The sequence below is a fragment of the Marinitoga arctica genome (assembly GCF_054657315.1).
Genome location: NZ_BAAHYY010000002.1, coordinates 86,761 through 109,651 on the forward strand (window position 1 = coordinate 86,761; position 22,891 = coordinate 109,651).

The 22,891-nt window shown below is 26.9% G+C and carries 19 protein-coding genes and 1 pseudogene; 13 read left to right on the plus strand and 7 right to left on the minus strand.

Translation table 11 applies throughout. The features are described from left to right. Positions 1 to 3: 3 nt before the first annotated feature. The 13 genes and pseudogenes from ACYQ44_RS01130 (at position 4) to ACYQ44_RS01190 (ending at position 16,004) form a co-directional block, all read left to right on the plus strand. Positions 4 to 1,641 (plus strand): alpha-amylase family glycosyl hydrolase, encoded by a 1,638-nt coding sequence (locus ACYQ44_RS01130; protein WP_459994636.1) that lies wholly within the window; start codon positions 4 to 6, stop codon positions 1,639 to 1,641. Positions 1,642 to 1,743: 102 nt separating this feature from the next. Beyond that, positions 1,744 to 2,562: a 3-deoxy-7-phosphoheptulonate synthase gene (gene aroF / locus ACYQ44_RS01135; protein ID WP_459994637.1), complete on the plus strand. Its 819-nt coding sequence runs from the start codon at positions 1,744 to 1,746 to the stop codon at positions 2,560 to 2,562. Next, the gene (gene aroA, locus ACYQ44_RS01140; RefSeq protein ID WP_459994638.1) at positions 2,559 to 3,818 is read left to right on the plus strand and encodes a 3-phosphoshikimate 1-carboxyvinyltransferase; all 1,260 of its coding nucleotides are present in this window, start codon (positions 2,559 to 2,561) and stop codon (positions 3,816 to 3,818) included. The genes aroF and aroA overlap by 4 nt, the downstream gene beginning before the upstream one ends. 49 nt (positions 3,819 to 3,867) lie before the next feature. Beyond that, the gene (locus tag ACYQ44_RS01145) at positions 3,868 to 4,902 is read left to right on the plus strand and encodes a TolC family protein (protein ID WP_459994639.1); all 1,035 of its coding nucleotides are present in this window, start codon (positions 3,868 to 3,870) and stop codon (positions 4,900 to 4,902) included. Positions 4,903 to 4,912: 10 nt separating this feature from the next. Continuing rightward, the gene (locus ACYQ44_RS01150; protein ID WP_459994640.1) at positions 4,913 to 6,205 is read left to right on the plus strand and encodes a TolC family protein; all 1,293 of its coding nucleotides are present in this window, start codon (positions 4,913 to 4,915) and stop codon (positions 6,203 to 6,205) included. After that, complete coding sequence (locus tag ACYQ44_RS01155) at positions 6,202 to 7,305, plus strand: efflux RND transporter periplasmic adaptor subunit (RefSeq protein ID WP_459994641.1); 1,104 nt, start codon at positions 6,202 to 6,204, stop codon at positions 7,303 to 7,305. Before ACYQ44_RS01150 ends, ACYQ44_RS01155 begins: the two co-directional genes overlap by 4 nt. 9 nt (positions 7,306 to 7,314) lie before the next feature. Continuing rightward, positions 7,315 to 8,001, plus strand: coding sequence for an ABC transporter ATP-binding protein (locus ACYQ44_RS01160; RefSeq protein ID WP_459994642.1), 687 nt, complete (start codon positions 7,315 to 7,317; stop codon positions 7,999 to 8,001). Then, positions 7,998 to 9,179: an ABC transporter permease gene (locus tag ACYQ44_RS01165; protein WP_459994643.1), complete on the plus strand. Its 1,182-nt coding sequence runs from the start codon at positions 7,998 to 8,000 to the stop codon at positions 9,177 to 9,179. The genes ACYQ44_RS01160 and ACYQ44_RS01165 overlap by 4 nt, the downstream gene beginning before the upstream one ends. Positions 9,180 to 9,408: 229 nt before the next feature. Beyond that, positions 9,409 to 11,241: an ABC transporter substrate-binding protein gene (locus ACYQ44_RS01170; RefSeq protein ID WP_459994644.1), complete on the plus strand. Its 1,833-nt coding sequence runs from the start codon at positions 9,409 to 9,411 to the stop codon at positions 11,239 to 11,241. A 141-nt stretch (positions 11,242 to 11,382) separates the two neighbouring features. Then, complete coding sequence (locus ACYQ44_RS01175; RefSeq protein WP_459994645.1) at positions 11,383 to 12,420, plus strand: ABC transporter permease; 1,038 nt, start codon at positions 11,383 to 11,385, stop codon at positions 12,418 to 12,420. 634 nt (positions 12,421 to 13,054) lie between these two features. Continuing rightward, positions 13,055 to 13,801 (plus strand): annotated as a pseudogene (locus ACYQ44_RS01180) (ABC transporter permease); the annotation flags it as partial. A gap of 14 nt (positions 13,802 to 13,815) precedes the next feature. Then, positions 13,816 to 14,823 (plus strand): ABC transporter ATP-binding protein, encoded by a 1,008-nt coding sequence (locus ACYQ44_RS01185; RefSeq protein ID WP_459994646.1) that lies wholly within the window; start codon positions 13,816 to 13,818, stop codon positions 14,821 to 14,823. Beyond that, a complete protein-coding gene (locus tag ACYQ44_RS01190) occupies positions 14,823 to 16,004 on the plus strand; it encodes an ABC transporter ATP-binding protein (protein ID WP_459994647.1) in 1,182 nt (393 codons plus the stop codon). Before ACYQ44_RS01185 ends, ACYQ44_RS01190 begins: the two co-directional genes overlap by 1 nt. A gap of 82 nt (positions 16,005 to 16,086) precedes the next feature. Here ACYQ44_RS01190 and ACYQ44_RS01195 read toward each other — a convergent pair whose 3' ends face one another. From ACYQ44_RS01195 to ACYQ44_RS01225, 7 genes are read right to left on the minus strand one after another with little or no spacing between them, the layout of a single operon-like run. Next, a complete protein-coding gene (locus ACYQ44_RS01195) occupies positions 16,087 to 16,458 on the minus strand; it encodes a hypothetical protein (RefSeq protein WP_459994648.1) in 372 nt (123 codons plus the stop codon). A gap of 56 nt (positions 16,459 to 16,514) precedes the next feature. Beyond that, entirely contained in the window at positions 16,515 to 17,207 is a 693-nt protein-coding gene (locus ACYQ44_RS01200) for a 16S rRNA (uracil(1498)-N(3))-methyltransferase (protein WP_459994649.1), read from the minus strand. Then, positions 17,207 to 18,481 carry a serine--tRNA ligase gene (gene serS, locus ACYQ44_RS01205; protein ID WP_459994650.1) on the minus strand — a complete coding sequence of 425 codons (1,275 nt, stop codon included), beginning with the start codon at positions 18,479 to 18,481 and terminating at the stop codon, positions 17,207 to 17,209. The genes ACYQ44_RS01200 and serS overlap by 1 nt, the downstream gene beginning before the upstream one ends. Then, positions 18,478 to 19,128, minus strand: coding sequence for an LptA/OstA family protein (locus ACYQ44_RS01210; RefSeq protein WP_459994651.1), 651 nt, complete (start codon positions 19,126 to 19,128; stop codon positions 18,478 to 18,480). The genes serS and ACYQ44_RS01210 overlap by 4 nt, the downstream gene beginning before the upstream one ends. A gap of 5 nt (positions 19,129 to 19,133) precedes the next feature. After that, positions 19,134 to 19,919, minus strand: a complete 786-nt coding sequence (locus ACYQ44_RS01215) for a hypothetical protein (RefSeq protein WP_459994652.1) — start codon at positions 19,917 to 19,919, stop codon at positions 19,134 to 19,136. Beyond that, entirely contained in the window at positions 19,906 to 20,691 is a 786-nt protein-coding gene (locus tag ACYQ44_RS01220; RefSeq protein WP_459994653.1) for a patatin-like phospholipase family protein, read from the minus strand. Before ACYQ44_RS01220 ends, ACYQ44_RS01215 begins: the two co-directional genes overlap by 14 nt. Then, the gene (locus tag ACYQ44_RS01225; RefSeq protein WP_459994654.1) at positions 20,691 to 22,883 is read right to left on the minus strand and encodes a hypothetical protein; all 2,193 of its coding nucleotides are present in this window, start codon (positions 22,881 to 22,883) and stop codon (positions 20,691 to 20,693) included. The genes ACYQ44_RS01220 and ACYQ44_RS01225 overlap by 1 nt, the downstream gene beginning before the upstream one ends. Between the last annotated feature and the right edge of the window lie 8 nt (positions 22,884 to 22,891).

A 22,891-nucleotide genomic window follows, 5' to 3' on the forward strand; every position in this document is an offset into this window, starting at 1 on the left:
AACATGGTTGAAAAAATTAAAGAATTATGGAAAGAAGTATATAATAATGAATATAAACTTGATGAATTAATAGAATTTTTAAATTCTGAAAAATTAGATAAATCAATTGAAGATAAAGAATGGTATAAAAAAGCTGTTATTTACTCATTATATGTTGATCTATTTTCGGAAAACTTTAAAAACTTAATAACTAAATTAGACTATTTAAATGATTTAGGGATAAATACATTATGGTTATTACCAGTGTTGGATTCACCGCTAAAAGATCAAGGGTTTGATATTAGAAATTATTATAAAATAAGAGAAGATTTAGGAACGAATGAGGATTTTAAATTATTTTTATCAGAAGCTCACAAAAGGGGAATTAAGGTAATTTTTGATATAGCTATAAACCATACATCTAATGAACATGAATGGTTTAAATCCGCAAGTAGTTCAAAAAATTCTCCATATAGAAATTATTATATTTGGAATGAAGATACAAATAAATACAGCGAAGCAAGGTTATTATTTAAAGGTATGGTAAATAGTAATTGGGAGTATAATGAAAAAACTAAAGACTATTATTTCCATAGATTTTATCCATTCCAACCAGATTTAAACTATAGAAATCCAAATGTCTTAATAGAAATGATAAAAATTTTAGTTTTTTGGAAAAAAATGGGTGTAGATGGATTTAGAATGGATGCAGCCCCATTTTTATGGAAAGAGGAAGGAACAAATTGTGAGAATCTTCCAAATACACACAGAATATTAAAAATTTTTAGATTAGCTTTAGACTACGTTCAAGAAGGAAGTATTTTAATTGCTGAGGCTAATTTGAGTCCAAATGATGTAGTTGAATATTTTGGTAATGGTGATGAATGTCATGCAGGGTATCATTTTCCCATTATGCCCAAATTTTTCTTAACAATTGCGGAAAAAGATTATACACACATATTAGAAACATTAAAACCAGAAAATACTCCAGAAATACCTGAGAGTTGCAGATGGTTTACATTCTTAAGATGTCATGATGAATTAACTCTTGAATTTGTAACTAAAGAAGAAAGAGAAAAAATGAATAAATACTATTTAAAGGATAATTTATGGTCATTCAGGGAAGGAGAAGGAATATCTGGAAGACTATATGAATTAATGGATAGAGATATTAATAAGGTATTATTATCTTTCTCAATGTTATTTTCAACTGAAGGTTCTCCTATTATATATTATGGTGATGAAATTGCTGTAGAAAATGATTATGAATTTTATGAAAAAATGACAAAAATAACAGGATTTAAAGATTCTAGATTTTTAAATAGAGGTCCTATTAATTGGAATTATGTTATGAATAAATTAAATGATAAAAAAAACAAAGAATATATTGTTTTTAATGAAATAAAAAATATGTTAAATATAAGAAAGGAATATATAGAATTTTTTGAACAGAAAGGTGAAATTATACCTGTTAAAGATAAATCGTTATATGTTGTAAAAAAGAAATATAAAGATAGAATGATATGGTCTTTTCATAATTTAACAAATGTGTCAAAAGAAATTCCATTAATAAAGGAAGGTTTAGAATTATTTGAAAAAAACAAAATATCTAAAGTTTTGTTAAATCCATATGGTTTTTCTTGGATACTTTTTGAAAATTAAAGCTTGTGCGAAAGCGCAGGCTTTTTTTAATAAATATTTGAGTTGTTTTTTAAATAAAAGATGATATAATAATTATTAAATAATAATGTGGAGGAATGAAAAATGGATTTGAAGCTAGTCTCAAGAAAGAATAACGAAAATGATTTAATTATAAATTTAAATAATACAAAAATAGGTCAAAATTATTTTTCTATTATAGCTGGTCCGTGTTCTGTTGAAAGTAAGGAAATTATAGAAGAAACTGCTCATTTTCTATCAGAATTAGATATAAAAATCATGCGAGGAGGAGTATTCAAACCTAGAACATCGCCATATTCTTTTCAAGGATTAGGTAGGAAAGGTTTAGAATATTTAAAGTTAGCTGCAGAAAAATATAATTTAAAAATAATTACAGAGGCTCTCGATGAAGATAGTTTAGAAATTGTGAATGAATGTGCAGATATTATTCAAATAGGTTCAAGAAATGCTCAAAATTATGGACTATTAAAAAAGGTGGGAAAATTAACTAAACCTATATTATTAAAAAGAGGATTTATGATGAAAATAGAAGAATTTTTATATTCTGCAGAATATATAGCATACGGAGGAAATAAAAATATTATTCTTTGTGAGAGAGGAATAAGAACTTTTGAAACAAAAACGAGAAATACATTAGACATATCAGCAATTCCTGTATTAAAAAAAGAAACATATTTGCCTATAATAATAGATCCAAGTCATGCTGCTGGGAGAAGAGATATAATACCAGATTTGATTAAAGCAACATTAGCAGTTGGTTCAGATGGGGTAATGGTTGAAATTCATCCAAATCCTGAAAAAGCATTATCAGATGGAAAACAAAGTTTAAATTTTATAGAGTTTGAAAAAATTATAGTTGAAATAAAAAAAATATCAAAATGCTTTGGAGTTGATATTAATTGAAAATAGAACCTATAAAAAAAATAAGAGGGGAAATTGAAGTACCACCTGATAAATCGTTATCACATAGAGTTTTAATATTGTCTTCTATAGCTAAAGAAAAAAGCATATTATACAATGTTTTAAATTCTAAAGATGTAAAAAGAACATATAATATTTTAAAAAAACTTGGAATTATTTTTAAAGGGGATTTTGAAAAATTAGAGGTATATCCCAGAAAAATAAAAGATATAGAAAAACCATTATATTGTGGTAATTCAGGAACAACAGCCCGTTTGTTAAGTGGATATTTATCCTCTCAGAACGGGTTGTTTATTTTATATGGAGATAAATCATTGTCAAAAAGGCCAATGAAAAGAGTTATTGAACCGTTAGAATTAATGGGAGCAAATATTGAATCAAGAACGGGGTTAATGCCTTTAATAATAAAAGGAGATAAATTAAAAGGTATAGAATATACTTTGCCAATTCCATCAGCGCAGGTAAAGTCAGCTATTATTTTAGCAGGTATTAATTCAGAAGGTAAAACAATAATTAAAGGTGATAAAGGCTCAAGAGATCATACTGAAAGGTTATTAAAATATATGAATGCTAAAATCAAAATTGATGAAAAAATACAAGTGGAAAAATCTGAATTATCCTGTTTAATTTTCAAAGTGCCAGGAGATTTTTCATCAGCGGCATTTTTTATAGCACTTGGTATATTGCATAGAAATTCTAAAATAAAAATAAAAAATGTAAATTTAAATCCAACAAGAATAGGGTTTCTAAAAATATTAAAAAAAATGAAAGCAAATATAGATTATGATATAAAAGAGACCAATCCAGAGCCTGTAGGTGATATATATGTTGAGACATCCAATGAATTAGAAGGAATTACTATACCTGAAGAATATATTCCAAACGCTATAGACGAATTACCATTATTAGCACTAATAGGTGCGCATGCAAAAGGTAAAACAGTTTTAAAAAATGCATCTGAATTAAGAGTGAAAGAAAGCGATAGAATAATATCTGTAGTTAATAATATGAAAAAAATAGGGATTAAAATAAAGGAACTTGGAGACGGTTTTGAAATTGAAGGGAAACAAAAAATAATAGGAGGTAAAATAAATACATATAACGATCATAGGATTGCTATGATGTTTTCTATTACAGGGTTAATTAGCGAAGAGGGAATTATATTGGATAATCCTAAATTAGTAGATATATCTTACCCGAATTTCTATAATCATTTATTCATTTTAAGGAATTTCTAAGGAATGTGTTATATAATTAACAATCAAAAAATAAAAAGGGAGTGAGAAAATGAAAAAAGGTATATTTTTAGTTATTTTATCATTATTTTCTTTAAGTGTTTTTTCTTTTACAACTGCAGATATATTGGATTCGGTGGTTAAAAAAAATACAGATTATCTTTTAAATGATTTAAATTATGAAAATGATATGATCGATTATGAGAATTCAAAAATAACTGCAAATAGTACAACAGCAAAATTAAATGTTCAAAATATGTATTTTTCAATAATGAGAAATTATGAGAATACTAAAATAAATATATCAAAATCATTGGTTAATTATTTATTCAACTTAAAAAATGCTCAAATAAATGTTCAAATCAAACAATTAAGCTTTGAAAATGCTAAAAAAAATTATGAAGATTCATTAAATTTATATAAAAAGAATCTAATATCTCATTCATCTTTATTAAATTCAGAATATGGTTTTAAAAATGCAAAATATAATTTTGAAAACGCTAAGGTTTCATTAATAAAAACATTTGAAGATTTTAGTTTATTTACAAAATCTGATGAAGCTACTATAAACTATGAAATAAAAACTAATTTTCCTGATATACCTAAATTAATGGATGATGAAATTTTAGAATTGATAAATAAGGATTATGATTATTTGATGCAACAGATATCTTATCAAATTAGTTTAAATGAATATAATGCTACAAAAGATTTTTTAACAGGATCCGAATTAAAGAAAAAAGAAATTGATTTAAGAAAAAAACAGTTGAGTTTAGAGGAATTAAAAATATCAAAGATAAGAGCTATAAAACAATTAATAAATGATATAAATTTATCTAAACTAGATTTAGCATCTTCAGAAATAAATTTAAAATATTTAGAAGAAATTTTGAATGATTCCGAAAAAAGGTATAATAATGGAATAATAGAAAAATCACAGTATAATCAATCAAAGATATCATATTTATCAGCAATTTCACAAATAAATAATAAAAGAATGGGTTTAGTTTTGAAGTATATAGATTTATATAATTATTTTAAGGAAGATATAAATAAAAAATTAATAGAACTCATTGAAATTAAATGAGGTGTAATTAATGAAAAAAATTTTATTTATTTTGTTAATGATACCTGTTTTTAGTTTTTCAAATTGGTTTGAAAATATAAAAGATGAAGTTCTTAATGACACTCAGTATTTAAATGCTTTAAAAATTTTTAATCAATCGAAAGAAAATAAAATTCTTGAAGAAACGATATTACCTAATATTTCAATAGAAAATGGATCTTTTCAGTATTTAAAATCAGAAACATCTGAATCATCATCGTTATCAATTCCTTTTAGAATTACTTCTAACATATTTGATATTAATTTTTCTTTAAATACAAATTTTTCAAATCGAATATGGGATGACTGGAGAGATACATATTCATTTTCAATATCAAAAGAAATTTTTTCTGAAAAAGATGAAGATATTTTATTAAAGGAAATAAACACTTTAAATTCAAAATGGAATTACTTAAATACAAAAAATTTACTTTTTATAAATTATATAACAAAAGGTTATAACAATAATTATTATTCTGAGTTGTATATGATTCAACAAAAATTATATTTAATTCAAAAAAGAGAGTTTGAAAATAACGAAAAAAAATATAAAAACGGATTATTGAATAAAATAGATTATTTAAATAGTAGAAAATCATTTTTAAATTCTGAAATAGCGTTATTAAATGCGAATAAAAATTATGAAGAATATAAAGAATATAATTATGGAAAAATAAATATAATAAATTTATCATTACCTTCTACAGAAATTGTATTTCAAAGATATGATATAGTTGCCGAATCATTAAATGTAAAATTAAGTGAAATTAGAAGAAATCGTATATATAGATTATATTTACCAGATATTTTGATAGGTGTTTCATTTGATTTTAATTATAAAACACCTCCGAATAATGATGAAAAAGAGTTAAGGACATCCGCTTATTTAAATTTTTCCTATCCTATCTATAATAGAGGCTATAGAGATTTTCAAAAAAATCAGATTATTTTAGAATATCAAATAGCAAAGAAAGAATATGAAAATAAATTGAAAGAAATAAACAAACAACTAAATAATTATACAGAAGATTTAAAAAAATTAGAGTTACTATTAGAGAGTAAAAAATTAGATTTAGAAATAAAAAATATAGATTATGAAATGGCAAAAGAAAGATTTGAAAAAGGATTAATTTCAGAAGATTCTTTGGAAAAATATAAGCTGTATTATAATCAATCTATTTTGGAATATGAAAAGGGAAATTTTGATATATTTATTCAAAAACTAAATATATATAATTTATTAGGAATTGATTTAATTCAGTTTCTTGAGGAGGAATCGAAATGAAAAAATATATAACAATTATAATAATAGTTATATTAATAATCTATATAGGAATAGGAATTTATAACAGAAGAGTAGATAATTCTAAAAATGATGAAGTAAAAGAATATATAGAATATCCAGTTCAAAAAGGTAATTTAACTGAAGTAATAGATGTTTCTGGTCATATAAAACCAAAAAAATATAGATTATTATATCCAGAAATTAGCGGAAAAATAGTTGAGATATATAAAAAAGATGGTGATTATGTTAATGTAGGAGATCCCATTTTAAAAATAGATGATAAAAATTACTATATTGCTTATTTAAATGCAAAACAATCATATGAATCTGTAAAAGGTCAGGGGACCTTAGAAGAAGATATAAAAAAAGCGCAGTATGAAAAAAGTAAAAAAGAATTTGAGAGTACAATAATAAAAGCTCCTATATCAGGAAAATTAATTAATTTTGATGTTGAATTAGGTAATTCAATAGGGACAAGCAGTATTATAGGTGTAATTATTGATGAATCCAAATATGAATTTGTTGGATATATTGATTTAATAGATTATCCAAAAGTTGAAGTTGGACAAAAATTAAGTTTAACTATTGATGGGTATTTTAATAAACCTATAATGGCTGTCGTAAATTATATTTCATCTGGTGATTTAACCTCAAATAATGTGACCGTTGCAGAAATAAGGGCGGATTTAATATTAAATTCTACAGGGCTAACAAATTCTTCAAAAATATATGATTCTTCAGAAGAAAAAAAGGTTTTAAATAAAAAACCAAATATAATGAGAACTGCTGAGAAAAATGTTTTTAACTTTAAAATTTTCTCAGGAATATCAGCAGAAGGACAAATATATGCTCTTAGTAAGGAAAATATATTGAAAATTCCATTGTCAGCATTAAAAACTCTAGAAGGTAAAACATATGTATTAGTAAAAAATAATCAAAGTCAACCTGAAAAAATAGAAATAAAAGTAGGAACAATTACTGAAAGTTTTATAGAAGTTGTAGAAGGGTTAAAAGAAGGAGATGTTGTTTTAATAGAATATTCTAAAAGCAGTACATTAAAAAAATCACCTATACCTACCGGCAGAGTATTAAGGAAATGAGGTGAATAAATGAATGATATTGTATTTGAAGTTAAAGACGTAAAAAAAATATATGATATGGGTGAAGTGAAAGTAAAAGCATTAGATGGAATAAATTTTAAAATAAAAAAGGGAGAATTTGTAATAATTATGGGTCCTTCTGGTTCGGGTAAGTCAACTACTTTACATATTATGGGTTGTTTAGATATTCCTACAAGTGGTGAAGTATATATTGATTCTATAAAAGTTAGTGATTTAGATGATAATAAATTAGCAAAGGTTAGAAGAGATAAAATAGGATTTGTTTTTCAACAATTTAATTTATTACCCCGAATGACAGCTTTGGAAAATGTTGAATTGCCAATGATTTATAAAGGAATACCACATATCAAAAGGAAAAAAAGAGCAAAGGAATTGTTAGAATTGGTAGGATTAGGAGATAGATTACATCATAAGCCAACACAATTATCAGGTGGTCAAATGCAAAGGGTAGCAATAGCTAGAGCTTTAGCCAATGACCCTAGTTATATATTAGCAGATGAGCCAACAGGAAACTTAGATTCAAAAAGTGGAGAAGAAGTTTTGAAAATTTTTAAAGAATTAAATAATAAAGGTATGACTGTTATAATTGTTACTCATGACCCAGAATTAGAAGAATTGGGTAATCATAATATTTTTTTGAAAGATGGTAAGATACAAAAGGAGAGTTTCTTATGATAATAGAAATGATGAAAGAAGCTTTAAGGGCTTTATTTTATAATAAAACGAGATCTTTTCTTTCAATGTTAGGTATTATTATTGGAGTGTTAGCTGTAATAATAGTTTTATCTCTGGGAAATGGAGCAACATATTCCGTTAAAAGTGAAATAGAGTCTATGGGATCAAATATATTTTTTGTGATAGCAAAAGGTTCTAGATATTATAAATTAACCACAGCAGATTTAGAAGAATTAAGGATGAATGCTCAATTTTTAACTAATATTACTCCAAGCTTTTCTAGTGGTGGGACTTTTAAATATGCAACTAATGAGATAAATGCTCAATTTTATGGTGTGATTCCAGATTTTATTAAAATGTTTAGCTTGGAAGTAGAAAAAGGTAGAATGATAAATGAATTAGATAATGATGGAATTTTAAAAGTAGCTGTAATAGGTAGTTCTATAGCAGAACAGTTGTTTAATGATGAAAATCCAATAGGTAAAACAATAAAATTGAGTAGAAATAAAGGTAGTATAAATTTTGCTATAATTGGTGTTATAAAACCTACAGGTTCTAAATTATTCTTAAATGTGGATAATACAATTTTTATTCCTTATGAAACAATGGATAAAAGAGTTGTAAAAATTGATGTTGTGAATCAATTTTTTGCAAAAGCTAATTCTAGTGAATTAAATGAAGAGGCAAAAAATGAATTAGAGAATTTTCTATATTCTAGATTTAAAGATGAAAAGGCGTATGTTATTATTAGCCAAGAAGAAATATTAGGAACTATAAATCAGGTAACAGGAATGTTAAATTTAACCTTAGGTGCAATAGCAGGTATTTCTTTATTAGTTGGTGGTATAGGTATAATGAACATTATGCTAGTTTCTGTGACAGAGAGAACAAGAGAAATTGGTATAAAAAAAGCTATAGGTGCAACAAATTCAAATGTTCTAATGCAATTTTTAACGGAATCAATATTTTTAACTATAACTGCAGGAGTGATAGGTATATTTTCAGGTATTTATTTATCAAATATTATTGGCAAATTTATCAATATAGAACCGTTTTTTGATATTAATCAGATAATATTAGCATTTATAGTGTCAGGTGCTATTGGGTTGTTTTTTGGAGTATATCCTGCGGTAAAGGCATCGAGACTAAATCCAGTAGATGCTTTAAGATATGAATAAAAAGAGTAAATTAAAATAAAAAATTGTGATATGGAGATAAATATAGTAAATGAAAGATTTTTTGTATTAATAAAGATTTTTAAAATATTAAGATTTAAGGTAATGAAATATAAAAGATAATAACTTAAGTGATGATTTACTCTAAAGAAATATTGATAAAGTATTTGTAATTTTATGTTTTTTGTGGTAAAATATATCCGGAATAAATTTTATACAAGGAGGGGACTGTATGAAGAAACTTTTAGTAGCACTTTTATTAGTATTTTCTATTTTCACATTTGCAGAAGTTATGAATCCTAACACTATAGTTGATGTAACTATTGGTGAGCCTGACACATTAGATCCACATCAAGCATATGATACAGCTAGTGGTGAGGTTATTTTTAATGTATATGATAATCTTATTGAATATGATGGCTCAAGTTTAAGCGATTTCTTACCAAGATTAGCAGAATCATGGGAAATTGACGGAAACACAGTTAAATTTAAAATTAGAAAAGGCGTTAAATTTCACAGTGGAAATGAATTAACTCCTTATGATGTTAAATACACATTTGAAAGAGCTTTAATAGGAAATCCTGGTGGAGGACCTATCTGGATGTTATACGAAGTATTTTTTGGAGATTACTTCAGCTTAAAATCAGCAGTTAAAGGTTTAACTGGTCATTCATGGTCAGATTTAGTTGATGCTGATAAAAATCCTGTAAGCGATGAAGCAAAACAAATTTTATTAGACTTCTACAAAAAGTATATTGATTCAAAAGTAGAAGTTGATGGAGATTACGTTGTATTCCATTTAGCAGCACCTAAAGTATATTTCTTAAATATTATTGCTCAAGGGTCATCATGGGGTGCAATTTTGGATAGCAAAGCTGCAATGGATTTAGGATTATGGGATGGTAAAGAAGATGGATGGTGGAAATTTCATGATTGGAAAAAAGAAGATTCACCATTGTATGCAAAAGAAATCGGTTCAGGTCCATATGAATTAGTAGAATGGAATAGAGCAGAACAAAAAGTTATTTTAAAAGCATTCCCAGAATACTGGAGAGGCCCTGCAAAAGTTGAAAATGTAGTTATTTGGGGTGTTGATGAATGGTCAACAAGAAAAGCATTATTAGAAAAAGGTGAAGCAGATATCGTAGCTGTACCTGCACAATATTTAAATCAAATTAAAGGAAATCCTGATATTGAAATTATTGAAGGTTTACCAAGTGTATCAGTTACAACATTAAACTTCAATTGGCAAGTAAAACCAGATTCACCATATATTGGAAGCGGTAAATTAGATGGAAATGGTATTCCTACAACATTCTTTGCAGATAAAAATGTAAGATTAGCATTTATTTATTCATTTGATTACAAAAAGATGATTGATGATGTATTAGATGGATACGGAGAATTAGTACCAACAGCAATGCCTAAAGGTTTCTTAGGATATTCAGATGAATTACCTAAACCAAAATTTGATTTAGCTGAAGCTACAAAATACTTCAAGAGAGCTTACAGAGGTCAATTATGGAGAAAAGGTTTCAAAATGACAATTCTTTACAACACAGGTAATGCTGCTAGACAAAAAGCTGCTGAATTATTAGCGGATTCTTTAAAGAAAATCAATGCTAAATTCCAAGTAGAAGTTAGAGGGGTTCAATGGCCAACATTCTTAGATGCTAGAAAAAATGGAAAAATGCCATTATATATCTTAGGTTGGTTAGCAGATTATCCAGATCCAAATAACTTCATTTATACATTCTATCATTCAGATGGTGACTATGGGTACTACTTTGGAGATAAATATGCTGAATTTGCAAATGCACCACAAGCATTCTTTGGTGGTAAATCATTAAATGAAATGATTTCTGAAGCATCATCATTAGTAGATCCCAAAGCTAGAGAGGAAATTTATATTAAAGTACAAGAATTTGTAATTAGGGAAGGTTTAGGTGTTCCATTATATCAACCAGTTGGTGTAAGGGTTCATAGAAAATGGTTAAAAGGTTGGTATCCAAATTCAATTAGACCAGGTGATGATTATTATCACTATTGGAAATCAGAAGAATAATATAAATTTTTAAAGTAATAACTTTTATTTTTGAATAAAGGGGAGGGGATGCGCCTTCCCCTTATTTTTTTGTATTTTTAATGTTATATTTCTATGATATAATATATTGGTTTATATAATATTTACTATGGAGGTGCTTGTATGACGGCGTATGTTATTAGGAGGTTATTACTATTACCTCTTATAATGTTTGGAGTTACACTAATAGTTTTCTCCATGATGCAATTGCTTGGAGAAGACCAACTGTTAGCAGCCTATGTAGATCCTAACTCTTTAGATAAAATGTCAGTCGAAGAGTTAGAAATGGTAAAAGAAAAATATGGGCTTAACGAGGATCCATTTACAAGATATGTAAAATGGATTGGATCTGTAGCTCAAGGTGATTTAGGTTGGTCAATAGTTGGAAAAGAACCTGTTTTTAAAGCTATTATTCACAGACTTCCTTCCACAATAGAATTAGCATTATTTTCTATTTTCCCAATTATAGGTTTAGGTGTTTGGCTTGGAGTTCAAGCGGCACTTCATAGAAATAAATGGCAGGATCATGCCATTAGAATTTTTTCTATAGTAGGTTGGTCATTTCCGGATTTTGTATTCGGATTAATTATCCTTATGGTGTTTTATAGTTGGCTAGGTTGGTTCCCCCCTGGAAGAATTAGTCTGGAAATTGAACAAATAATTAATTCTCCAGACTTTCATCAATATACAAAATTGATAACGATTGATGGATTATTAAATGGAAGATTAGATGTTTTTTGGGACGGATTAAGACATCTAATTGGACCAATTTTAACTTTATCCTACTTATGGTGGGCATATTTAATCAGAATTACAAGATCATCAATGCTAGAAGTTTTAAGTAAAGATTATGTAAGAACTGCAAGGGCAAAAGGTTTATCTGAAAGAGTAGTTATTAATAAACATGCAAAAAGGAATGCTTTAATTCCTGTTGCAACTGTTGCTGGTTCTATGATTATTGGTTTAATAATGGGGGTTATTATTGTTGAGACTATATTTGTTAGACCAGGTATTGGAAGTTTTGCAGCAAAAGCTGCAGGGCAGCTTGATTATGCTTCAATAATGGGTATGTTATTATTCTCATCATTCTTGTTAATAGTTGGTAATTTAATAATCGACATATCATACGCATTAATCGATCCTAGAATCAGATACGAGTGAGGTGAGTGAAATGAATGAAGAATTAAAAAGAGCTCTTAGGAAGTTCTATAAAAATCCTTCAGCAATGCTAGGAGTTATATTATTGATATTTTTTATAATAGTGGCTGCTTTTGCTCCTCTTTTAGCACCACCACAAATTCCTATTGATCCCGAAATAGAAAATATGGAACAAATGATAAATGATTTAGAAGAATCAAAGAATATTTCATTAATAGATGATATAACAATGTCTTTCACAGATTATTATGATTTCACATATGGGTTTTATTTAGATTTCGCAGAAGATATTAAAAATTTAAAGGATGTTTTGAAAAATTATCAATCAAATAAATCAGAAGAAAGTTTAAATAAATTAATTGAAACATTAAGTCCTTTAACTGAAGAATATATATTAGATGAATCATATTTATTTAATATACAAGATAATCTAAATGATTCAAAAAAACTTAATGAAGCTTTAAAAGATTTAGAATCTGGAATCGAAGCATTTTTAGCAAAAGCAAAAAATGCTGAAAAAATGAAAGAAGAATTAGAAGAAATTAATTCAAAAAATAATTCAGTGGAAGAATTTTTACCAGCTGCTAAAAAGTATTTTAAAGATTTAAAAGAAAATTATATTAAAGATTTAAATTATGATCCATACGTTATGCCTATTGTTACATACGAAAATACACCTCAGCCTCCATCAAAAGAACATCCGTTTGGTATTAGCAATGGAAGAGATATATACTATGGTGTAGTTTGGGGTACTAGAACGGGATTTAAAATAGGTTTAATTGTAGTATTAAGTGCTACAGCTATAGGTTTAGTAGTTGGTTCTATTTCAGCTTATTTTGGTGGATGGGTTGATGAAGTATTAATGAGAATTACAGATATTTTCATGTCAATTCCATTTATGTTATCTGCTATGGTTTTAACTACAGTTTTAGGTACAGGATTAGATAAAGTTATGATTGCTATGATTGTTTTCGGTTGGATGGGTTCAGCGAGATTAATCAGAGGTAATATTTTACAAGCTAAAAATGATCAATATGTATTAGCTGCTAAAGCCTTAGGTGTAAGAGATTCAAAAATAATCGTTAAACATATATTACCAAATACTATATTCCCTGTATTAATTCAAGCTTCTATGAGGATTGGTTCTATGGTTATTACAGCAGCCGTTTTAAGTTTCTTGGGAGTAGGAGCACCTCAAGGATATGCTGATTGGGGATCAATACTTAATTATGCAAGAAACTGGATATTAGGCGGTACTGGTGGAGCATTCCAGTACTGGTATACTGTTATGTTCCCAGGTACAGCTATGGTATTATTTGTTTTAGCATGGAATTTAGTTGGCGATGCACTCAGAGATATCTTTGATCCGAAACTACGTGGTTAGGAAGGAGGCAAATAATGAAAGAACCAATATTAAAAGTAAATAATTTACATACATATTTTAGTACTGAAGATGGTGAAGTTAGAGCAGTTAGAGGAGTATCCTTTGATGTTTATGAAGGCGAAACAATTGCTATAGTTGGTGAATCCGGATCTGGTAAATCAGTTACTTCTTTAAGTATTATGAGATTATTAGACGAAAATGGAAGAATAGCAGACGGTGAAATAATTTACAAAGGTCAAGATATATCAAAAATACCTGAAGATGATATGAGACATATAAGAGGAAAAGAAATAGCAATGATTTTCCAAGAACCTATGACAGCGTTGAATCCTGTGTTTACAGTTGGAGATCAAATTATTGAAATGATAATGCTTCATATGGGAATGAATGAAAAAGAAGCTAGAGAAAGAGCTATAGATTTATTGAGAAAAGTAGGTATTCCTGAGCCTGAAAAACGTGTAGATCAGTATCCACACGAATTATCTGGTGGTATGAGGCAGAGAGCCATGATAGCTATGGCCTTATCTTGTAATCCAAAAGTTTTAATCGCTGACGAACCTACGACAGCTCTTGATGTTACTATTCAAGCGCAAATTTTGGATTTAATGAAAGAGTTACAAAAAGAATATGGAATGGCGATAATATTTATAACTCATGATTTAGGGGTTGTTGCTGAAATGGCTGATAAAGCAGCTGTTATGTATGCTGGTAAGATTGTAGAATATGGCGATATAGTATCTATATTTAAAAGGCCAAAAAATCCATATACTTGGGGATTAATGCAATCAATACCAAAATTAAATGAAGAAGTGGATAGATTAATGTCTATACCCGGAACAGTTCCTAACCCTAGAAAATTTCCAAAAGGTTGTGGATTTTCTAATAGATGTTTCTTAGCTAAAGACAGATGTAAAGATGAAATGCCTGAATTAATTGAGGTAGAAGAAGGGCATTTTTCAAGATGTTTTTATATTGATGAATTGGTTAAAGAAGTAGAGAAATCAAGGGTAGGTGAAAAATAATGTCTCAAGATAAAAAAATATTATTGCAAGTAGACAATTTAAAAAAATATTTTCCTGTAAGAGCAGGTGTATTTAAAAAAGTAGTAGCTCATGTTCAAGCAGTAGACGATGTTTCATTTAAAGTTTTTGAAGGAGAAACCATTGGATTAGTTGGAGAATCAGGTTGTGGTAAAAGTACAACAGGTATGACTATATTAAGGTTATTAAATCCTACAGCAGGAAGAATAGTTGTTGATGGTTTAGATACAACACCTTTATTTTTGCCAAAAACAAGAGTTCATAAATATATTAATGAAACGTATATTGATAGATTTAATGAATTAAAGAATAAATATGGTAGTGAAGAAGAAGTAATAAAAAATCTTAAGGATGAATTAGATAAAAAATATGCAAATATATACTTTGAAAAAGGATATAACGGATTACATAATGAAATGTTGTCAAATTTAAACGAGAAAAGAAAATGGTTTAGAAGAAATATGCAAATAATATTCCAGGATCCATATTCATCGCTAAACCCAAGATTGAGAATAAGAAGTATAATTGCAGAAGGATTATTTACACATGGTTTAGTAAAAAATGGAGCAGAAGCAACAGAAAAAGTAAAGGACTTATTGGAAAAGGTTGGATTATCTTCAGAATACATTTACAGATTCCCACATGAATTTTCTGGAGGGCAAAGACAAAGAATCGGTATTGCTAGAGCTTTAGCATTAAATCCAAAATTAATTGTTGCAGATGAAGCCGTTTCTGCACTAGATGTTTCTATTCAATCGCAGGTTATAAATTTATTAGAAGACTTACAAAATGAATTTAAATTGACATATGTATTTATAGCTCATGATTTAGCCGTTGTTAAGCATATTTCTGATAGAGTTGCTGTTATGTATCTTGGAAAAATAGTAGAATTAGCTGATAAAAAAGATTTATTTGCTAATCCATTACATCCATATACAGTTTCATTAATGTCTGCTATTCCAATACCTGATCCAGAATACAAGAAAAAGAGAATTATTTTACAGGGAGATGTTCCTAGTCCAATTAATCCACCAAGTGGTTGTAGATTCCATCCAAGATGTCCTATTGCTAAGGACATATGTTCAAAAAAAGAACCTCCACTAGTAGAATTAGAAAATGGGCATCAAGTTGCTTGTCATTTTGCAGGTCAATTTAAAGGTTAATAGGAAAGTAAATTTAATATATATATATTTAAAAAGATAAGCGCGGTTAATCCGCGCTTATTTAATATGCTTTATAATTATATTAATAACTTCTTGAACTATTTGATAATCTAAAAGTTTCAGTTCTATCATTATCATTTACTATGTGCAAATATCTGTCTTTGGCTTCTTTAGCTTTTTTCTTTAATATTGAAGGTAAATCAGAGTTTTCAAATTCTTCTTTTAAAATGTTCATTAAAGGTTCTTCAAAATAGTAACCATCCTCTATTTCTTCATCAAAAACGATATAATTCAAATGTTCATCGGTAATTCGCTCTGGAAAAGCTTTTATTAAAAAATTTAATGTGTATTTAGCGAAAGTGTCTACAACATCTTGAGGTCTTTTTGCATGGTTTAACATGTCATGATATTCTTTTTTTGTTTCTTCGTAAAATTTAACATATGATTTCATCATGCTTTCCCCTCCCTGTTTAGTCTATATTTTTTGACTTAAAAAAGAGGAAAAAGTTCTTAATATAACCTATCGTAGTAATAATTTATAATACTCATTGTATATATACCAGCTGTTTCAAATCTCATAATAGTATTACCTAAATTTACTCTAAATATGGTATCGGGTAAATTAAGTAATTCGTCTTTAGAAAATCCCATATCAGGACCAAGAATAATAGAGAGTTTTTTGCTAGTATTATTTTTATCTAGTGCATCTTTTAATGTCTTGGTGGCTGTTAAATCTAAAAGAATAGGATTATTTATTAAATGTAAATTATTAAAGTTAAAAAAACTAATGTTAGGGAAAATAGGATTTTCGGATTGTTTAGAACTTTCAATGATAATTTTTTGAAATTTATCTAAAGATTTATACTTTAATTGAGACTTTTGACCATGAAACAAGTAAATATTATTTATTCTTAACTCAACCAATTTTTCAATTAAGATTTTTATTCTATCAAATTTACTTGCACCTATGTAGAAATCAATTTCAGGTTTGAAGGTTTTCATATACTTTTCTTTTGAATTAATTGTACAAATTGTTTGATTTTTTTTTATTTTTTCAATTTTACAATGGTATATATAACCATTTCCATCAAAAACTTTAATTTCATCACTTTCAGATAATCTCACTATTTTTAAATGGGCAGTTTCATTTTTATCAAGATAAATTTTATCGTTTTCAACAATACCATAAAAAGCATTTGGCATTAACCAATGACCTCCACACCCATATAAGGAATTAAGACCTTTGGAACTTGTATTTTACCATCAGGCAATTGATAATTTTCTATTATAGCTACAAGAGTTCTTCCAACAGCTAAACCTGAACCATTTAATGTATGTACATATTCCATTTTATTTTCCCTTGTTCTATATCTAGTATTTCCTCTTCTTGCTTGAAAATCTTTAACATTACTACAAGAAGAAATTTCTTTATATGCGTTATAGCTTGGCAGCCATACTTCAAGATCATAAGTTTTAGCAGCGCCAAATCCGAGATCACCTGTACATAAAGTAATAACTCTATATGGTAACTCTAATAATTGTAATATTCTTTCTGCATGGAAGGTTAATTCCTCTAAAGCTTTTTCTGAATTATCTGGAGTTGTATACCAAAATAATTCAACTTTATCAAATTGATGTTGTCTAATCATCCCTCTAACATCTTTTCCATAACTCCCTGCTTCTCTTCTATAACATGGAGTATATGCAACATACTTTAATGGCAATTCTTTAAAGTTCAAAGTTTCGTTTTGATGCATTCCTGCTAATGTGACTTCAGCAGTAGGGATTAAAAAGAGGTCATCTTCTTTTGTGTTATAAGCATCCTCCTCAAATTTTGGTAATTGACCTGTTCCTAACATGGTTTCTCTTTTCACTAAATGTGGAGGAGCTATTTCAATATAACCATGCTCTTTAGTGTGAACATCTAACATAAAATTTATTAATGCTCTTTCTAATTTGGCTAACTGAGCTTTTAAAATAGAAAATCTTGAGCCACTTAATTTTGAAGCTCTTTCAAAATCTAGCATTCCCAATTCAGGTCCTAAATCCCAATGAGCTTTTGGTTCGAAACCAAAATCTTTAGGGTTTCCCCATTTTCTTATTTCAACATTATTATCTTCTGATTTTCCAACAGGAACACTTTTATCAGGAATATTAGGTATATATAATAATTTTATATGAATTTTATCTTCTATATCTTTCATTTGAATTTGTAATTCTTTTATTTTATTTCCAACCTCTTTTGATTCTTCCATCACTTTTTTAAATTCACTCTCATTCCCAACAGCTTTTAATTTTGCAACTTGTTTTGAATAAGAATTTCTTTTCGCTCTTAATTCCTCAACTTTTTTTTGTATTAATCTTTTCTTTTCATCTAATTCTATTATTTGATTAACTAAATCTGTTTCATGATTTCTCTTTTTTAATGCATCTATAACTATCTCTGGGTTTTTTCTAATTAATTTAATATCTATCATTTGTTTTCCTCCTTATTTTCTATTTCAAGAGTTAATTTTACTTTTTGTGCGGATATTTCATTTTTATCAGTTTTGAATGTTGCTTGTGTAGATCGCATATCAATTTTTTTCTTTTTATTTTTTATATTTACACTATCTTTTAATATTAAAATTTTTGTATTTTCGTCATATTTAAAAGATTTTGCGTAAATTAAATAATCATCTTTAATAATTTTAACTAAATTTTCGCTATTTGTCATTTTACCTGAATATGTTTTGTTTTTATTATCAAAATCAATAATATCACAATATATAAATATAATTTTATTCTCTTCTTTTAGAATAATTTTTGTTTCAACATTTCCTTTTAGTGTACCAGTATCAGTTTTTAAATCATAATTTAAAAAAAGTGATGTAGCCTCCATAGTATCTGTATTTATTTTTATAGTACCTTCAGATTCTAAATCTCTCCATTCATCATTTATAAGGGTAACTGTAGCTAAATTAGTTAACACCTCTAATGTATCTTTTGTTACATGAACATTATTTTGTAAAACATAATAATTATCTCCACCTTTTACTGAAATTGCACTTACGTGAATAGTAGAAGAGAATATAATTAAAGATAATAATATAAATAATAATATAAATATTTTTTTAATAATCATCATAATCACCTCATTTTTTTGTTTATCCATAACTGAGTCATTTTTTTTGCATTATTAAATGAAGCTCCACTTAACGATTCAAAAGATATTTTTAGTGGAGATAATATTTCTTTTTCTTTGGTAATTATATCAAATAATTTCTTTTTTCTCAAGAAAAAGGAATATAATAAGATTTCAGCCCCATTTTTGGGATTTGGTAATTTTAATGAACATTCTAAAGATGTTATTATATCTAAATCATCAATATATAATGGGCTTAATGAAATTTCAGCTGTTGGAACTAAATACATTTTATTATATTCATAGTATTTAAAAAAAGGTGGTGAAGAAAATGAAGATAATAAAGCATCTACATAAAATTCATTATAATTAAAATTATAAATATTTTTATTTAAAACATCATAAGTTTCTATTTGAAAAAAATCTCCTAAATCTTTTAACTTTATATTACCAAAATAATCATAAAGTTCTTTTTTTAATTCTTTATGAGATTCAAATTCGAATTGCTTTTTTTTATTTAATTTCCATAACGTTAGAGCCTGATTATATAAGTTTTCATATATTTTATCTTTAAAAAAATACCTGCTTAATATTTTAGAATTTTTTATAAAGGCTATCATTTTTCCGAAAAAATTTTTTTTATATTTTGATATAAAAAAAATCATTAGAGTGCTTATTCCAGAAGCTCTAATAAAAATAGGTATATTATAATTTAAAAATTCAGTAATTACGCCAGAATTCCAATACAATCCATATTTAAAATCTCCTGAACCAATTTTAATTTCTTTCATATAATTCACCTAATTTCATTTTTGCTTCATAATATATTTCTTGGTATTTGTCGAATTCAAACCATTCATATATAGAATCAAAAATATATAATTCATCAGCTTTTTCTAGTGAATATTGAGTTATATATTCTCCACTAATAGAAGAAATATAGTTAATATATTCCAATCCATCACTGAATTTTTTAATATTTTGAGGAATATGTGAAGCTATTACATAATTAGCACCAAGTTTTCTACATAATTCAATGGGCACTTCTTCTAATACCCCACCATCTATCAATCTCATTCCCCCCATAAGTTTAGGTGTAAATGCGGCAGGAACATTGGAAGAGGCCATTACTGCATCTAATATATATCCTTCAGTAATTTCTTCTATATTTTCAGAATCTAAATCTAAAGATACCACTCCAAAAGGTATTTTACAGTCTGAAAATCTTTTTTTATAGAACAATGATTTTAATAAATTAAACAATAAATCATTATTCAAAATACCGGTTGAAGATAATAATTTAGCAAATCCTGTTATTTTATTTTCTAAATTCTTTTTTATATAGCTAACTTCTTTAGATGAATGATTAATTATAAATTTTAATTTTTTCATAATTAATTTACTATTGGGTTCTAATGCATATAAAGCACCAATAATAGACCCAGCACTACAGCCAGTGATGGCTGTAGGTATTTGATTATATTTATTTTCTAAATATTCCAATAAAGCTATATGAGCCATGCCTCTAATTCCACCGCTACCTAAAGCAAGACCATATTCCATTACATACCTCCCATAACTACGAAAACGGCTAATCCACCAACTATTCCGCCTATTAGACCGTATATAATATTGTTTAAAATATTCTGATTATTGATCCTTTTTTCAAGTTCTTCAATTTTTGAACTTAGATTAGTTGAAACTGATTGATCAGTTTTTAATTCTAATAACTCATTATTAATTCTATTATTTTGTGATTTTATATTTGTAATTTCTTTTTCCATAGAAATTACTTTTTCATCAAGATAAGACATGTCTGTTATATTATCTACTTTTTGTTCTACATTATTCAATCTCACTAATATAGATTCAAGCGATTTCATATTGTCTTTGATTAAATCATCTTTTATTTGCATATACACGTAATCTCTAATCTCATCTGATTTGTTTATAATGGATTGTGAAACCATTTCATTTATTATTTCTTTTAAAGTATCTTGATTATTTGCAGGTAAGTTTTTTAAATTATATATAGACCCTTCTAAAGCTTTTAATCTGTTTTCAAAAGTATTTATTTTTAAGGTTTCTTTATCAATAATACTTTTTAGTTCATATAATGATTTAGTGTTTGTTAAAACATTTTCTTGCAAGTTTTTCATACTAAATTCATCTATTGTTGAAAGCTTTGGTAAAGCTGTATTCAACTTTTTAAAAAAACTACTTATATCTTCGATCCCATTTTCATTTATAGCATTTTTGAATTCATCAAAATCCTTTGCCATATTTAAAACTTGTTCTGTTAAATTTGATACAGCATAATCATTTGTATTTATTCTAGCTTCAATTTGATCTAATTTAGTAAATAAATTAGAAATGCTTTCACTTTTTTTATCAAATGCAGCACCTTCTAAAAGAGCGATTCTTTGATCATATTCATGTAATTTTTGATTAAAGGAATTAATTTCATCTGCTGCATTTTGAAGTTGTGCCATGTTGTTGACTTTTTCTTCTAATATAGATAATCTATCTAATAATTCTTTCGGTAATTCAACTTGAGTAGACGTTTTTATATTGCTAAATTCTTTTTGAATGTCTAAAAATTTTTTATCAAGAGTATTCAATCTATTTGAAGAATCAGACAATATGTTTGAATAGGAATTTATAATTTTTTCTAATTCATCTATTTTAATCATCAATGAATCTGTCAAGTTTACTTTATTTTCTAGGGTTTGAAGTTTTTTTAAGAGTAAAGAGTCATTTGAAATGGTTGAATAGTCAGTTACAGTGACTCCTGATGTTTCTAATTGAATTATTTTATCGCTTAATTCTTTTATTTGGTTGTCTAATTCAGGTATTTTTGTCGTCAAATTTATTAAAGGTTTGACCTGTAAATCAAATTTTTGCTGAATTATATTGTCAATATATTCAGTTGAATAAGATATTTCGTTTTTTAAATTGTTTATTTCATTTATTAATTGAGTGATTGTAGCATTTTCGCTTTCTTTCTTCCATCGCATTTGTGCTGAAACTTCGTTTGTAATATATAATTTTAATCCCTCTTTTTCTTTATTAAACAATCCATCTATATATGATTTATAGTTGTTTTTTTCTCTAGTTAGATAATCATCTAAAGTATTTGTCATATATTCCTTGGTTTTTGCAAATTGATTTAAAACTTCCTCTACAGCTGTTTCAAAATCATTCATTCTATCGCTAAATATAACAATAGAAGCTAAAGTAGTTTCATATAATTCATTTATTTTTTCTACGGCTTTTTCTTCTGCAACAATATAAGCATTTTGAGCAATTACATTAAAAATAGGGTTATTTGAATCTGTTGAATTTATTGTTATAGCATTTTCTAAATTTTTAACCTTCGAAGATAATTCAAGTACAGCATCTTTGGTGGTTTTATAATCTGCATCTAACGAAAAGATAAAATTTTCCATTGTATAAACTCTATCAGGTAATTTTTCGGTTTCCAATTTAGTTAAGGATGAATCCAAAGTTTCAATACGTTTTTTATAATTCATATCTAGATAGTCCAAAAGTTTAGAACCAAATATAGCTAAATCATATCTTGAAACAGATATAGCACCGTTAAATTTACCTTCAGTATCGGTTTCCATTATTCCAGCTTCTACAGTTTTATAAACATGAGGATATACTGGAGAAGCAGGTTTTACATCAACTATTTCACCAAATATTATTGAAACAGAATATAATAGAAAAATGAAAATAGACAAATTTTTCATTATAAAGC

Excerpts from the sequence above, each read along its gene's own strand:
- ACYQ44_RS01150 (WP_459994640.1), top strand. The coding sequence starts at position 4,913 with ATGAAAAAAATTTTATTTATTTTGTTAATGATACCTGTTTTTAGTTTT.
- ACYQ44_RS01130 (WP_459994636.1), top strand. The coding sequence starts at position 4 with ATGGTTGAAAAAATTAAAGAATTATGGAAAGAAGTATATAATAATGAA.
- ACYQ44_RS01145 (WP_459994639.1), top strand. The coding sequence starts at position 3,868 with ATGAAAAAAGGTATATTTTTAGTTATTTTATCATTATTTTCTTTAAGT.
- ACYQ44_RS01170 (WP_459994644.1), top strand. The coding sequence starts at position 9,409 with ATGAAGAAACTTTTAGTAGCACTTTTATTAGTATTTTCTATTTTCACA.
- aroF (WP_459994637.1), top strand. The coding sequence starts at position 1,744 with ATGGATTTGAAGCTAGTCTCAAGAAAGAATAACGAAAATGATTTAATT.
- ACYQ44_RS01210 (WP_459994651.1), bottom strand. The coding sequence starts at position 19,128 with ATGATTATTAAAAAAATATTTATATTATTATTTATATTATTATCTTTA.
- ACYQ44_RS01220 (WP_459994653.1), bottom strand. The coding sequence starts at position 20,691 with ATGGAATATGGTCTTGCTTTAGGTAGCGGTGGAATTAGAGGCATGGCT.
- ACYQ44_RS01200 (WP_459994649.1), bottom strand. The coding sequence starts at position 17,207 with ATGCCAAATGCTTTTTATGGTATTGTTGAAAACGATAAAATTTATCTT.
- ACYQ44_RS01190 (WP_459994647.1), top strand. The coding sequence starts at position 14,823 with ATGTCTCAAGATAAAAAAATATTATTGCAAGTAGACAATTTAAAAAAA.
- ACYQ44_RS01215 (WP_459994652.1), bottom strand. The coding sequence starts at position 19,919 with ATGAAAGAAATTAAAATTGGTTCAGGAGATTTTAAATATGGATTGTAT.
- ACYQ44_RS01225 (WP_459994654.1), bottom strand. The coding sequence starts at position 22,883 with ATGAAAAATTTGTCTATTTTCATTTTTCTATTATATTCTGTTTCAATA.
- serS (WP_459994650.1), bottom strand. The coding sequence starts at position 18,481 with ATGATAGATATTAAATTAATTAGAAAAAACCCAGAGATAGTTATAGAT.
- ACYQ44_RS01165 (WP_459994643.1), top strand. The coding sequence starts at position 7,998 with ATGATAATAGAAATGATGAAAGAAGCTTTAAGGGCTTTATTTTATAAT.
- ACYQ44_RS01185 (WP_459994646.1), top strand. The coding sequence starts at position 13,816 with ATGAAAGAACCAATATTAAAAGTAAATAATTTACATACATATTTTAGT.
- ACYQ44_RS01195 (WP_459994648.1), bottom strand. The coding sequence starts at position 16,458 with ATGATGAAATCATATGTTAAATTTTACGAAGAAACAAAAAAAGAATAT.
- ACYQ44_RS01175 (WP_459994645.1), top strand. The coding sequence starts at position 11,383 with ATGACGGCGTATGTTATTAGGAGGTTATTACTATTACCTCTTATAATG.
- ACYQ44_RS01155 (WP_459994641.1), top strand. The coding sequence starts at position 6,202 with ATGAAAAAATATATAACAATTATAATAATAGTTATATTAATAATCTAT.
- ACYQ44_RS01160 (WP_459994642.1), top strand. The coding sequence starts at position 7,315 with ATGAATGATATTGTATTTGAAGTTAAAGACGTAAAAAAAATATATGAT.